This window comes from Lonepinella sp. BR2474 (assembly GCF_051851555.1).
In the GTDB taxonomy this organism is placed as follows: domain Bacteria; phylum Pseudomonadota; class Gammaproteobacteria; order Enterobacterales; family Pasteurellaceae; genus Lonepinella.
Genome location: NZ_JBPDVH010000002.1, coordinates 405,705 through 418,898, shown reverse-complemented (window position 1 = coordinate 418,898; position 13,194 = coordinate 405,705). Strand labels below are relative to the sequence as shown.

16 protein-coding genes are annotated in these 13,194 nt (G+C 43.1%); 9 read left to right on the top strand and 7 right to left on the bottom strand.

The window, feature by feature from the left end:
* Positions 1 to 174: 174 nt before the first annotated feature.
* From yceD to fabG, 7 genes are all read left to right on the top strand, one after another.
* A complete protein-coding gene (gene yceD / locus ACTG7Q_RS04910) occupies positions 175 to 699 on the top strand; it encodes a 23S rRNA accumulation protein YceD (RefSeq protein ID WP_439241462.1) in 525 nt (174 codons plus the stop codon).
* 18 nt (positions 700 to 717) lie between these two features.
* Entirely contained in the window at positions 718 to 888 is a 171-nt protein-coding gene (gene rpmF / locus ACTG7Q_RS04905; RefSeq protein WP_132302023.1) for a 50S ribosomal protein L32, read from the top strand.
* Positions 889 to 909: 21 nt separating this feature from the next.
* A complete protein-coding gene (gene plsX / locus ACTG7Q_RS04900; protein WP_439241460.1) occupies positions 910 to 1,932 on the top strand; it encodes a phosphate acyltransferase PlsX in 1,023 nt (340 codons plus the stop codon).
* 18 nt (positions 1,933 to 1,950) lie between these two features.
* A complete protein-coding gene (locus tag ACTG7Q_RS04895; RefSeq protein ID WP_439241458.1) occupies positions 1,951 to 2,901 on the top strand; it encodes a beta-ketoacyl-ACP synthase III in 951 nt (316 codons plus the stop codon).
* Positions 2,902 to 3,021: 120 nt separating this feature from the next.
* On the top strand, positions 3,022 to 3,960 hold the full coding sequence (fabD, locus tag ACTG7Q_RS04890; protein WP_439241456.1) for an ACP S-malonyltransferase: 939 nt from the start codon (positions 3,022 to 3,024) through the stop codon (positions 3,958 to 3,960).
* An 11-nt stretch (positions 3,961 to 3,971) separates the two neighbouring features.
* Positions 3,972 to 4,205, top strand: a complete 234-nt coding sequence (locus ACTG7Q_RS04885; protein WP_439241454.1) for a hypothetical protein — start codon at positions 3,972 to 3,974, stop codon at positions 4,203 to 4,205.
* Positions 4,206 to 4,222: 17 nt separating this feature from the next.
* A complete protein-coding gene (fabG, locus tag ACTG7Q_RS04880; protein ID WP_439241452.1) occupies positions 4,223 to 4,951 on the top strand; it encodes a 3-oxoacyl-ACP reductase FabG in 729 nt (242 codons plus the stop codon).
* A 180-nt stretch (positions 4,952 to 5,131) separates the two neighbouring features.
* Here fabG and ACTG7Q_RS04875 read toward each other — a convergent pair whose 3' ends face one another.
* Positions 5,132 to 5,404: a hypothetical protein gene (locus tag ACTG7Q_RS04875; RefSeq protein WP_439241450.1), complete on the bottom strand. Its 273-nt coding sequence runs from the start codon at positions 5,402 to 5,404 to the stop codon at positions 5,132 to 5,134.
* 287 nt (positions 5,405 to 5,691) lie between these two features.
* Here ACTG7Q_RS04875 and acpP point away from each other — a divergent pair, with 287 nt between their 5' ends.
* The gene (acpP, locus tag ACTG7Q_RS04870) at positions 5,692 to 5,922 is read left to right on the top strand and encodes an acyl carrier protein (protein WP_132302013.1); all 231 of its coding nucleotides are present in this window, start codon (positions 5,692 to 5,694) and stop codon (positions 5,920 to 5,922) included.
* Between the two features lie 83 nt (positions 5,923 to 6,005).
* On the opposite strand, the gene ACTG7Q_RS04865 is transcribed toward acpP, so the two are convergent.
* From ACTG7Q_RS04865 to ACTG7Q_RS04845, 5 genes are read right to left on the bottom strand one after another with little or no spacing between them, the layout of a single operon-like run.
* A complete protein-coding gene (locus ACTG7Q_RS04865) occupies positions 6,006 to 7,370 on the bottom strand; it encodes a type IV pilus secretin PilQ (RefSeq protein ID WP_439241448.1) in 1,365 nt (454 codons plus the stop codon).
* A gap of 10 nt (positions 7,371 to 7,380) precedes the next feature.
* Positions 7,381 to 7,770: a hypothetical protein gene (locus ACTG7Q_RS04860; protein WP_439241446.1), complete on the bottom strand. Its 390-nt coding sequence runs from the start codon at positions 7,768 to 7,770 to the stop codon at positions 7,381 to 7,383.
* Positions 7,771 to 7,782: 12 nt separating this feature from the next.
* The gene (locus ACTG7Q_RS04855) at positions 7,783 to 8,334 is read right to left on the bottom strand and encodes a competence protein (protein ID WP_439241444.1); all 552 of its coding nucleotides are present in this window, start codon (positions 8,332 to 8,334) and stop codon (positions 7,783 to 7,785) included.
* Positions 8,312 to 8,878 carry a hypothetical protein gene (locus tag ACTG7Q_RS04850; RefSeq protein WP_439241442.1) on the bottom strand — a complete coding sequence of 189 codons (567 nt, stop codon included), beginning with the start codon at positions 8,876 to 8,878 and terminating at the stop codon, positions 8,312 to 8,314. The genes ACTG7Q_RS04855 and ACTG7Q_RS04850 overlap by 23 nt, the downstream gene beginning before the upstream one ends.
* Before the next feature lie 4 nt (positions 8,879 to 8,882).
* Positions 8,883 to 9,686 (bottom strand): hypothetical protein, encoded by an 804-nt coding sequence (locus ACTG7Q_RS04845; RefSeq protein WP_439241440.1) that lies wholly within the window; start codon positions 9,684 to 9,686, stop codon positions 8,883 to 8,885.
* Positions 9,687 to 9,802: 116 nt separating this feature from the next.
* Between ACTG7Q_RS04845 and ACTG7Q_RS04840 the strand changes: the two genes are divergently transcribed.
* The gene (locus tag ACTG7Q_RS04840) at positions 9,803 to 12,412 is read left to right on the top strand and encodes a penicillin-binding protein 1A (protein WP_439241438.1); all 2,610 of its coding nucleotides are present in this window, start codon (positions 9,803 to 9,805) and stop codon (positions 12,410 to 12,412) included.
* Between the two features lie 57 nt (positions 12,413 to 12,469).
* Here the strand turns inward: ACTG7Q_RS04840 and ACTG7Q_RS04835 are convergent, their stop codons facing one another.
* Positions 12,470 to 13,192 carry a DUF554 domain-containing protein gene (locus tag ACTG7Q_RS04835; RefSeq protein ID WP_439241436.1) on the bottom strand — a complete coding sequence of 241 codons (723 nt, stop codon included), beginning with the start codon at positions 13,190 to 13,192 and terminating at the stop codon, positions 12,470 to 12,472.
* Positions 13,193 to 13,194: the final 2 nt, after the last annotated feature.

Genomic DNA, 13,194 nt, shown 5'->3' with positions numbered 1-13,194 from the left:
GAGGAGAGGGCGTTTGTACAATATCCTTTCTATTTCGCTAAAACTTGTCCCATCCTGAAGATGGGAATTTTCTTATTCTTCTTTTATGCAGAGGTAAAAAATTATTGGTTTTTTACACAAAAAATGATAATTTCCTTTGACTAATTCGCCTCCAACAGGTAATATTCGCACCCTATGCAAAAGGTAAAACTACCCCTAACCACAGATCCTGTGAAAGATGCGCAACGGCGGTTGGATTATGACGGTTATTATGCTGTCAGTCAGCTTGAGCGTCTTGGGCAGTCTGTGCTGAATGTGCTTAACGATGCGCAGGTTAGATTATCGTTTTTTATTGATCCACAGAAGTTGGTGGTGATAAAAGGTGAGGCAACGGTGGACGTTGAACTGGAATGTCAGCGTTGTGAGTCGCCTTTTGTACAAACATTGCGCTGTGAATTTTGTTATAGCCCAGTGAAAAACTTGGATCAAACTGATGAATTACCCGAAATTTATGAGCCGATTGAATTTAATGAATTTGGCGAAATAGATTTACTGGGCGTGATTGAAGATGAATTTATTTTATCTTTGCCTATCGCACCCATGCATTCATCTGAACACTGTGAAGTGTCCGTAGTGGAACAGGTTTTCGGCGAATTGCCAGAGGAATTGGCAAAAAAACCAAACCCGTTTTCTGTATTAGCTAGTTTAAAGCAAAAGTAAAATTTAGGAGATAAGCCCGTGGCTGTTCAACAAAATAAAAAATCTCGTTCACGTCGTGATATGCGTCGTTCTCACGATGCCTTAACTACTGCTGCCGTATCTGTGGATAAAGCAAGTGGTGAAACACATTTACGTCATCATGTTACTGCTGACGGTTTTTACCGTGGTCGTAAAGTGATCAATAAGTAATTGCTGTTATAAGGTAATAACTTGAGCCGTCTAACCCTAGCGTTAGATGTGATGGGCGGGGACGTAGGTCCCCGTATTACTATCCCCGCATCGTTAAAAGCATTGGAAGCTGATCCAATGTTGTCTTTGCTATTGTTTGGCGATAGCCAACAGATTTCGCCTTTGCTGGCAAATGTGCCTGAAAACCTCACCAAACGTCTGACCCTTTGTCATACTTCCCATCAAATCGAAAATAATCAAGGTTTAGCTTATGCCTTACGTCACAGTAAAGGGACGTCCATGCGTTTAGCCATTGAGGCGGTGCAAAAAGGTGAGGCGCAAGGCTGTGTCAGTGCGGGCAATACGGGGGCGTTAATGGGGTTGTCAAAAGTAATTTTGCAACCGCTGAAAGGGATTCAACGCCCTGCCTTGTTGGCCCTCTTGCCGACCATTGAGGGGCAATGTTCGGTGATGTTAGATCTGGGCGCCAATATTGATTGTGATGCGGAAAATCTGTATCAATTTGCTTTGATGGGGGCGATTTTCGCTGAACATCAATTAAATTTGGTGTATCCTCGAGTGGCATTGCTGAATATTGGGGTAGAAGAAATCAAAGGGCATCAGTCCATTCGTTCGGCGGCAGAAATGTTGCAAAAAGACACCGCACTTAATTATATCGGGTTTATTGAGGGCAATGATTTGCTCAATGGCAAAGCGGATGTGATTGTGAGTGATGGGTTTGCGGGCAATATTGCGCTGAAAACCTTAGAGGGCGTGGCGAAGAATATCATTGATATGCTCAAAGGGCATTCACGTCAGCATGTATTATGCCAACCGTTATTGCGTTGGTTTGGGCGTCAATTATTGCCTAGTAGTTATCAGCGTTTAAAAAACATTAATCCGGATAAATACAATGGGGCATCTTTAATTGGATTGACCTCCGTGGTAGTGAAAAGCCATGGCAGTGCGAACGTGGAGGCGTTTAGCAATGCAATTAAAGATGCGGCATTACAAGTCCGTCAACAAATTCCACAGAAAATTTTAGCGGGATTAGCACGCTATTAGAAAAATAATGAGAACATTATGCACAGTCGAATTTTAGCCACAGGTAGCTATTTACCTGAACAAATAAGAACCAACGCCGATCTGGAAAAAATGGTGGACACCTCCGATGAATGGATTGTCACTCGTTCAGGGATCCGTGAACGCCGTCTTGCTCGCCCTGATGAAACCGTGGCAACCATGGGCTACCAAGCCGCACAAAACGCCTTTGCGCAAGCGCAGATTGATCCGAATGATATTGATCTTATTGTGGTTGGCACTACCACCAATTCCCATGCTTACCCAAGTGCGGCCTGTCAAATTCAAACCTTGTTAAATATTGATGATGCCATTGCTTTTGATGTGGCGGCGGCTTGTACGGGTTTTGTGTATGCCTTATCCGTGGCCGATCAATTTATTCGTACAGGGCAAGTGAAAAAAGCCTTAGTGATTGGCTCAGATATCAATTCACGCAATTTAGATGAAACCGATCGTGGCACGGTGATTTTATTTGGTGATGGTGCGGGTGCGGTGATTTTAGAGGCCAGTGAACAGCAAGGCATTATTTCTACCCATTTACATGCTAGCCCTGATCGCCATGAAACCCTGTTGTTGCCGCAGTCTAAGCGCGGTGAAAAACAATCGGGTTTTATTCAAATGCAAGGTAATGAAACCTTTAAATTAGCCGTGCGTGAATTGGCCAATGTGGTGGAAGAAACCTTGACCGCAAACAATTTAGATAAATCCGATCTGGATTGGTTGGTGCCACATCAGGCAAATTTACGTATTATTGCGGCCACCGCCAAAAAATTGGAGATGGATATGTCGCAAGTGGTGGTGACCCTTGATAAATATGCGAATACCAGTGCGGCGACGGTGCCAGTGGCCTTAGATGAAGCCATTCGTGATGGACGTATTCAACGTGGACAGTTGTTATTATTAGAAGCCTTTGGTGGCGGCTGGACATGGGGTTCGGCGTTAGTTAAATATTAACCTCCTCTTTATTTTAACCCTCACCCTCACCCTAGCCCTCTCCCAGAGGGAGAGGGGATTAGAAAAGAGGGAACCAGAGATTAAGAGAGAAGAAATAAGCATTTAAAAAAGGAATAAAAAATGAAAAAATTTGCAATGGTTTTCCCAGGTCAAGGTTCGCAAGCTGTTGGTATGTTGGCGGAATTAGCCAGTGAATTTCCGATCGTTGAACAGACGTTTAAACAAGCCTCTGACGTATTAGGTTATGATTTATGGCAGTTGGTACAACAAGGCCCAAGCGAAGAATTAAACAAAACTTGGCAAACCCAACCCGCTTTATTAGCCGCCTCCGTGGCGATTTATCGCGTGTGGCAACAACAATATCCGGATTTGCAACCTACGCTGATGGCAGGCCACAGTTTAGGGGAATATTCGGCCCTAGTTTGCTCTGGTGCCATAGATTTTCAAGATGCGATTAAATTAGTGGAATTACGTGGTCGCTTAATGCAACAAGCCGTCCCTGAAGGCACAGGCGCCATGTATGCGATTATTGGCTTAGACAACGAAAGCATTATTGCCGCTTGCCAACAAGCCGAACAAGGCGAAGTGGTGTCAGCGGTGAATTTCAATTCACCGGGTCAAGTGGTGATTGCGGGTGCCAAAGCGGCGGTGGAACGTGCGGCGGTGGCTTGTAAAGAAGCAGGGGCAAAACGTGCCTTGCCGTTAGCGGTGAGTGTACCATCACATTGTGCTTTAATGAAACCGGCGGCCGATCAATTAGCGGTTGCGTTAGAAAGCATTGCGATTAAAGCACCAACAACGCCTGTCATTAACAATGTGGATGTGAAAACCGAAAATGAAAGTGCCGACATTCGTACCGCACTTGTGCGCCAGCTTTATAGTCCTGTACGTTGGACAGAAAGTGTAGAAAAAATGGCAAAATCAGGCGTAGAAGTGTTAGTGGAAATCGGGCCGAATAAAGTCTTAACAGGTTTAACGGGCCGTATTGTCAAAGAACTTACTGCGACGGCGGTTAATGATGTGAAATCATTGCAAGCAGTACAAGATGTTTTATTATAGGAATATTGCCCATGAAAAAATATTTGTTTATGTTATTGACTACGCTTTCATACAATGTAATGGCTGATTATGCGTTGGTTTCAGAACATTCTTCTTGGGGAATGAACCCAGTTGTTCAATCTAAAACATTGGAACAATGTCAGCAGAATAAAGCGAATTTTGAAGCGGTTATTCAACAAGATGAACAAAAAAAGAAAAGATATAATTTTCACTGTATAGAATTAGCACAAGGTTCAACTATTTAAATTTATAAGGAAAAATGATGCAAGGTAAAATCGCATTAGTCACGGGCGCAACTCGTGGAATTGGTAAGGCTATCGCCGAGGAATTAGTCAGCCGTGGGGCCTTTGTTATCGGTACCGCCACCTCGGAAAAAGGGGCGGAGAGTATTTCTGCTTATTTGGGACAACAGGGTAAAGGTTTAGTGTTGAATGTGGCAGATCAAGGTTCTATTGACGCTGTTTTGGCGAAAATCAAAGAAGATCACGGTGATATTGATATTTTAGTCAATAACGCAGGGATTACTCGTGATAACCTGTTAATGCGCATGAAAGAGGATGAATGGTTTGATATTATCCAAACCAACTTAACTTCCGTATTCCATTTATCTAAAGCCATGTTACGTTCAATGATGAAAAAACGTTTTGGGCGCATTATTACCATTGGTTCCGTCGTGGGTTCGATGGGTAACCCAGGTCAAGCCAACTATTGTGCGGCCAAAGCGGGGTTAATTGGATTTAGTAAAGCATTAGCCAAAGAAGTCGCAAGCCGTGGGATTACCGTTAATGTGGTGGCACCCGGTTTTATTGCGACAGATATGACAGAGGCGTTAACGGAAGAACAAAAAGCCCAAACCCTTGCAAATGTGCCTGCGGGTCGTTTAGGTGAGGCGAAAGATATTGCCAAAGCGGTGGCGTTTTTGGCGAGTGATGATGCGGGGTATATTACAGGAAATACGTTGCATGTGAATGGTGGGATGTACATGGCGTGATTTTCTTACTTTCTTTTGCTTGTGCAAAAGAAAGTAACAAAGAAAACACACCCTGATTTTGCCTTGTTTCCTACAAATTAAAAAATTTTCAGGCGGCAAAGACGGGGCCCATACTGGTAGGGGCGTATTGCATACGCCCTAAAAAAGCAGGCTTTTGCCTGCTTTTTTTGTTTTTGGGCATTACATTGAGCCAGTGGCACTGCCTAATCCAATTAGGCCTAATAATAATGGGGAGGTGAATAAGCCGATTATGGTTAAAACCCATGCCAGTATATTTACGCCGATACCACCGATGTTTTTGTTTTTGATGGCAATAATACTGCCAATGAGTGCGGTGATGGCGGCTAAGGGGACAAAAACCGTGCCTAGAAATAAAATACCTAAAATGGCTAATACGCAACTAATAATGCCAGCGATCAGTCCTGTTCCCGTTGATTTTGCTACATCTGTCATATATTTCTCCTTTTTGGGTGTTGAATAGGCATTCATCTTAACCTTGATCTAAAATAAATTCAATCGGATAGATGGCGTTGGCTGGTCTAATGAGCGATTGCATTATTGCGCATAAAAGCAAAGAAAATTACCGATTTAGCCTAGCCAAACGCCTTTCTAAATGGTAGAATTAGCCCAATTGTATAGGGTTTTTGCGGTTTGACCTGTAATAAAACACTTGCAAGTTTTGTAAAAATCCATAAACTAATCATTCTAACCAGTTAGGTAAACTACAATAGGAAACAAAAATGAGCATTGAAGAACGCGTAAAAAAAATCATTGTTGAACAATTAGGTGTTAAAGAAGAAGAAGCAAAACCAGAAGCTTCATTTATTGAAGATTTAGGTGCAGATTCTTTAGATACCGTTGAATTAGTGATGGCTTTAGAAGAAGAATTTGATATTGAAATTCCTGATGAAGAAGCAGAAAAAATCACCACTGTTCAATCAGCGATTGATTACGTACAAAACAATCAATAATTTCATTTTAGGCGGTGTTTATCACCGCCTAAATTTTTTTACCCTCACCCCAACCCTCTCCCAGAGGGAGAGGGGGGATTTAGTTATTCCGTTTTTCGACCCTTTTCAAATTCCTGCAACGATTGCCCCTGTTTTAAAATATGCGGTGTGACAAAAATTACTAATTCCCGTTTTTGATGTTTATCACTTTGTTTTCGGAATAAATGTTTCACTACAGGAATATCGCCTAGCACAGGCACTTTATCCACGCCTTTACTGAGCGTGTCTTGAAATACGCCACCCAACACAATGGTTTCCCCATCTTTGGCGAACACTTGGGTGTTAATTTCTTGTTTATCAATGGTGATCACTTCGCCCTCGCCAGATTGTACGGCGGTACCTGGGGAATTTTGGCTGACCAACAAATCCAATAAAATAGCATTGTCTTGGGAAATATGCGGTGTGACTTCTAAGCCTAACACTGCCTCACGGAATTCAACGGTTTGTGATCCGCTTTTTTCGTTGGTGGACACATAAGGAATTTCTGTGCCTTGTTTGATACTGGCGGCTTTTTTGTTGGTGGTGAGCAATTTCGGGCTAGCGATAATTTTTACGTTATTTTCTCGTTCCAGTGCGGTGAGTTCAAGATCTAATAGTCGCCCGTTAATTTTGGCTACTTGTAAAGCCAGTGAACCCGCCGGCGTGTTGACGGCGCCAAAATTGACGTTTAAATTGTTGGTGACATTGCTAAACCCGTTGGCGGCAAGGCTACCAGCCACTTTGTGGGTACTGGTGGTGGGATCAAATAAGCCCCAACGGACACCGAGTTCTTGTAAACTTTCATCGGTAATGGTGACAATTCTGGCCTCAATGGCAATTTGCTCAATGGGTTTATCTAATTCTTTGATCAGTTGACGAATAGTCTTAATTGAACGGGCATTATCTTTGACGATAAGTACATTGCTGCGATCATCAAAACTCATACTTCCCTCGCCAGACAATAGAGAACCGCTCCCCGTGGTTAAGGATTTGATCATTTCCGAGGCTTTGGCAAACTGCAGTTTGATGGTGGCCGTTTGTAGCGGTGCGGTTGCCGGTATATTGGGTAAATTCGCCAGGTTGGGCATATTATCTTTATTGGCGGTAGGAGCCTTATCCTCTTGATTAAGGTAATATACGCCTTTTTCCTTGACTAAAGACAAATGCTTAATTTTGGCCACCGCATGAAATAAATGATCGAGCGTGGTATTTTCGAGCTGTAAGGATAGCGTGCCTTTGAGTTCATCATTGATCATTAAATTGGTATTTTGCTCCAACGCCAGTTGTTGCAAGGTGGCTACTAAAGGCGCTTGTTTGAGGCGAATAGAAAATGTGGGATCTTCGTTTTCGGCATAGCTCATACTTGAAAAAATCCCCAAAATTACACCGCACTTTAGGCTAAATTTAATAACAGAAATCCATGTTTGCATTGCTATGTTCCTATAATTTACGTTTAATGATTTCACCGGCTGAACAATCCGCTTTCCAAGGTTGAAATTCAGCGTGGCTTTTATTGATACTGAGTAATTGATAGGCCTCTGCGCCGATCAAATCTTGTTCCGAGGCACTTTCTACATCACCGGCTTTATTTTGGAGCAGAATTTGTTTTTTCTCCTTGAACAGGAGAATACCGATAAAGGTGAGTTGCTCAAAAGGGCTGTCGGGCAAAATAGTCGCCTGTTTTTCTGGGCATAGATTGGCTTTACTTTTGGCAACCTGTTGAACAGGGGCAGCCTCTTGCGTGCGTTGCTGTTTATCAAAGGGATCGCCTTTGGCGAGGGCAGTGATGCCGTAGCAAGCTAACAAAAGGAGAGTAATTTTTCGATACATATCATGGGTTTCCTATTGAGGGTTTTCTGGTGGAGGATTTTGGGTGGCAAGGGTTAATTGAAAGATCACATCACTTTCAATGGAATACTCCGCCTGATCGGCTTGCTGGATTTGCAGTGATACCAAATGCAAGGTGGGATGTTGGGTTAAAAGTGCGGTGATAAATTGCTGAAGATCTTGAAAATAGCCTTGAATATGCAAATTCAACTGCGGTTTTTGATTAAAAATCCATTGCTGATTTTCAAGTTGCAATGCGCCTGATAATTGTTGAATAGCCTGATTAATCGGTGCTACCTGATTGGCTAATTCAGGAGTTAATAAATGCTGTTCAAGTTGTTGTTTAACCTGTTGTAATTGCTGTTGTTTGGCCACTATATTTTGTTGTGTTTGCTGATTGCTTTGTGCTGTTTGTTGCAATAAATAATAATGAGATCCTCCCTGAAAGAGTGGCCAATATAACAAGGTGCCAGCGAGCAAAATGAGGCCACAGCCTTGTTGTCGTGGAGAGAGTTTTAGCCATTTTCCCCATAAATTATCGGGGTTATTCAATATCGTCCAAGGCATGAGCGTGCTCCATATTAACGAATTGTAACTGAAATTCAAAGTGCAGTTTGCCATCAGACTGCGGTGAAAATTGCGCGAGTTTTAATTGCTTGATTTGTGGGTATTGTTTAAAAAATTGATGAATCTGTTCAAATTCGCTTTGCTGTTGAGCCAGCCCTTGCAGGCGAAATTGTTGGGCGGAAAATTGTAACCCCGTGAGTTCGCCTTGTTGCAAGGGTAACTCCGCAAGCAAATCAAATAAGGCGGTGACAAGATCCGTCGAAATATCCACCGCACTTTGCTTGCCTTGTTGCTGTAAACGTTGTTGAGATTGCACTAATTTTTGCTCCATTTGATGATGTTGCAACTGGATAGTCTGTTGTTTTTGTTGTAGCTCGGCATATTGCTGTTGATAATGTTGCGCCATTTTATCCAACGCAAATCCGCTGAGAGCGATCAATATCACGCACACACCCAGTCGCCATAGGCCTTGCCGACTGCGTTGTTGATGCTGTTCAAGGCGCCAAGGCAATAAATTGATTGTACTCTCTTGTTTATTGTTCATCTTGTTAATCCATTTGCCAACCTGTCTTCCATAACGCAGCGCCTAAGGGAATCAGGGGAATGTCAGAGGTGACCCGTTGATGTGGCACGGAAAAATGGTAGTCTGGCAGCGTGGAATAGTACAAAATCTTATCAATGGGTTGCTCGTAGCGTTGGGTAAATTGTTGATATAACTCGGTTAAATCTGCTTGCTTGGATTGCGAGAGAATTTGCCATTCCTGCTGAGTTTGACGGAATAACAGGGTGAATTGTGTATCTTGATAAATATATAAACTTTGTGCAGAGGGCGTGCTGTTTAACACATAGCGAAAGGCACGATAAAGGCAGCCCGTCATGGTATCAAGTACTTTTATTTTTAAGGGCAGAAAGTGGGTTAATAAACCTTGTGCCACCTCTCTTTTTACTGCAAATATATCCAAGCGTAGCCCTTGTTTTAATGGTGTTGTGACATAATCAAACCAAAGCTCATCAAGCGGAATTGGCAATTCCTTTTCTATGGTGTAACGGCATTGCTGTTTGCATTCACTTTCTGCTAACTGTTCCTGTAACAATAAATTTTTATACCACACTTGATGGGGCAAGCAGGGGGTGACCCAATCAATCGACAAAGGCCGTGGGGTGGTCATGTGTGCAGGCAGTTTTTCGTATAAAGTGGTGCGAATATCGGTGATAGCAAGATGTGTGACACGGCAAAAGTGCGGTGTTTTTTTGGCGTTTTTATCGCTCTCTAACCAAACCAGTTCATAATGATGTTTGGTCACCCAGATGCCCACTTGTAGACGGTTGTGTTTTTTGATGAATTTTTCCATTTGTTGTCCTTTTCTGTTTATTTTTACTTTCGTTCAAGAGTGTTAATCTTTATACTATTCACATGAAGTATGAACGAGAAATCAAATTCACGCATTAATTAAGAGTAAATTTTGGAATGAAGATCACAAAATTAATATTAAGTAGCTTACTGACCATGATCATTTTGGGCTGTGTGTTGGTGGGATTGGGCTATATGCACATCAAATCACAACTTCCCGACGTAGAAAGTTTGAAAACCGTGGAACTGCAACAGCCTATGCAGATTTATACCGCTGATGGCAAACTGATTGGCGAAGTGGGCGAGCAACGCCGTATTCCGGTGAAATTAGCCGAGGTGCCAAAGCAACTGATTAATGCCTTGATTGCCACGGAAGATAGCCGTTTTTATGAACACCATGGCGTGGATCCGGTAGGGATTGCTCGGGCAGTGTCGGTGGCGATCAGCAATGGTGGCGCCTCACAAGGGGCAAGTACCATTACCCAACAGTTGGCCCGTAATTTCTTTTTAACCCCTGAAAAGACCTTAATGCGTAAGGCCAAAGAGGCGGTGTTAGCCATTGAAATTGAGAATGCACTCAGTAAAGACGAAATTTTAGAATTATATTTAAATAAAATTTATTTAGGCTACCGTTCCTATGGCGTGTCTGCCGCAGCTAAAACCTATTTTGGTAAGAATTTGAATGAATTATCTTTATCCGAAATCGCCGTCATTGCCGGCTTGCCAAAAGCACCATCGACGATGAATCCATTGTATTCCTTAAAGCGTGCAACGGATCGCCGAAATGTGGTGTTAGGACGGATGCTGGAAACCAAATTTATTACTCAAGAAGAGTACAATCAAGCGATTCAAGAGCCTGTTGTGGCCTCGTATCATGGGGCTCAGTTGGATTTCCGAGCAGATTACGTGACGGAAATGGTGCGTCAAGAAATGGTCAAACGTTATGGCGAAGATGTGTCCTATAATCGAGGATACAAGGTGTATACCACAGTGTTGTCACAGGATCAATATCAAGCACAAAAAGCCGTGCGCAAAAATGTGATGGATTACGATCGGCGTCATGGTTACCGTGGTGCTGTCACATTATGGAAAAAAGATGAAAAGGCTTGGGAGCCAGAAAAAATCATTGATGAATTGCGTAAATTACCGCATTCAGATCCTTTGGTGCCAGCGGTTGTGCTAGCCACGGGCAAGGCCAGTGCGCAATTATTGTTAAGTTCAGGCGATAATGTGACGATTTCTAATACGGCGATGAAATGGGCTGGCAGCAAATTGCCGAAAACAGGTCAGCAAATTTGGGTATATCAACAGGATAAAGGCAGTTGGGCATTGGGACAAATCCCCGAAGTGAATTCCGCCATGGTGGCATTAAATAGTGATAATGGTGCGATTGAGGCTATTGTCGGGGGATTTAGCTTTGAGCAAAGTAAATTTAATCGTGCTACCCAATCTTTGGTACAAGTGGGATCAACGATTAAACCCTTTATTTACGCTGCGGGGTTAGAAAAAGGCTTAACCCTGTCGAGTGTGTTGCAAGATACGCCCATTGTGATTAGAAAACCAGGGCAAAAAGAATGGCGGCCTAAAAACTCGCCGAATCATTATGCGGGGCCTGTACGATTACGGGTGGGATTGGGACAATCCAAAAATATGATTGCGATTCGTACCATTCAAATGGCGGGCGTGCCATTTACGGCCGAGTTTCTGCAACGTTTTGGCTTTAAACGAGAACAATATTTTGCCAGTGAATCTTTGGCACTCGGTGCCGCCTCTTTTACCCCGTTAGAAATGGCCAGAGCCTATGCGGTGTTTGATAATGGGGGATTTTTAATTGAACCGTACTTAGTGGAAAAAGTGTTGGATAATACGGGCAAAGAAATTTTTGTGGCCAACCCGAAAATGGCCTGTTTGCGTTGTGATGATATTCCTGTGATTTATGACACCACGCAAGAGAAAATTGACGGTTATCAAGAAAACACTTCAGCGCTCGAACAGGGGCAGCAAGTGCAAAATAATGAAGTCAATGTCGAGCCTGATGACATCGAAACAGTAGAGGACGATAACCCAGAATTGGCCGGTAAAAATGGTCAGTTAAAAGACGATGAAATCAGTGTAATGGCTGATGATAGTCGGCAAAATGCTACCCCGCAATATGCGCCACGGGTGATCAGTGGGGAAATTGCTTTCTTGATTCGCAGCGCCCTGAATAGCGCTATTTTTGGCGAGAAAGGGGTTGGTTGGAAAGGGACCAGTTGGCGCATGGCTAATGAAATTAAACGCTCGGATATTGGCGGAAAAACGGGGACAACCAATAATTCTAAAGTTGCATGGTATGCGGGGTTTGGGGCGAATATTACGACCACCGTGTATATCGGCTTTGATGACAGTAAACGTAATCTCGGGCGTGGGGAAACGGGGGCAGCGAGTGCCATGCCTGCGTGGATTGCCTACATGAAAACTAGCTTACAAGATATGCCTGAAAGAGAGAACATATTACCCGCTAATATTGTTGAAAAACAAATTGATATTGCATCAGGTCTGCTTTCTAATGGTGGCGGTCGAGTCGAATATTTCATTAAAGGAACGGAACCGAAACGTGCCTTTGTTCAAGAAAGAGGCTATTATGTCCCGCAAGGTGTGTTAGATCGGTTTAAACCAAAACCAAGTGGCGACAGCCATTTACCGCCAGTCAATCCGTCTGGTGGTGTGCAAGAAGAATTGTTTTAGTACGTCCATATGCGTTAAGTGCGGTGTAAAAATAGCATTTTTTTACACCGCACTTTTTTATTTTGTGATTAAGGATAACCACAATGCTGAAATAGGCATCGCAAGAAACAACGCAGGTAGCATGTTGGCCACGGAGAATTGTTTAATGTTGCAAATGCGTAAACCCGTAGCAATCATAATGGCACCACCGACACCGCCAAAATCTGCTTTCATTTCAGGGGTAATTAGCGGCAGAATAATGATGGCCAAATAGGCGAGGATCAGTTGTAAGCCCATTTGTGGTAGACAGATTGTACACACGGAAAGACCTAAGGTGGTGGCGAAGATAATGGCGGTAAAAAAATCCAGTGAAGATTTGATAATCAAAATACTGCTATCGCCTACTAAGCCCTCGTGCATAGCGCCAAAAATACCCGTGCCACTGAAACTAAATAGCACCATTAAGCCCACAAATTTTTGTAAAAATTCTTCTTGAGAGGGGCTGTTTTTGGGCTGTGGGAATAAGTGCTCAACGCCTTTTTTGGCTTGACTGGATAGGCGGTTAATCAAATGTTCAACGGACAGAATTTCCCCAATAATGGTGCCGATTAACAGGGCGAATACCATCGCGGGCATGCTAGCAACTCGAGCAAGCATGACGACGCCCATGGCCATAGAACATAAACCGAAAAGCAAGGTGAGGTTATTGCGTAAGCGTTCGGGTATTCTGCCCCCTAAATAGGCACCGATTAGCCCACCGACAATGATACAAGCGGCGTTAATATAAGGTCCGATAATCATGT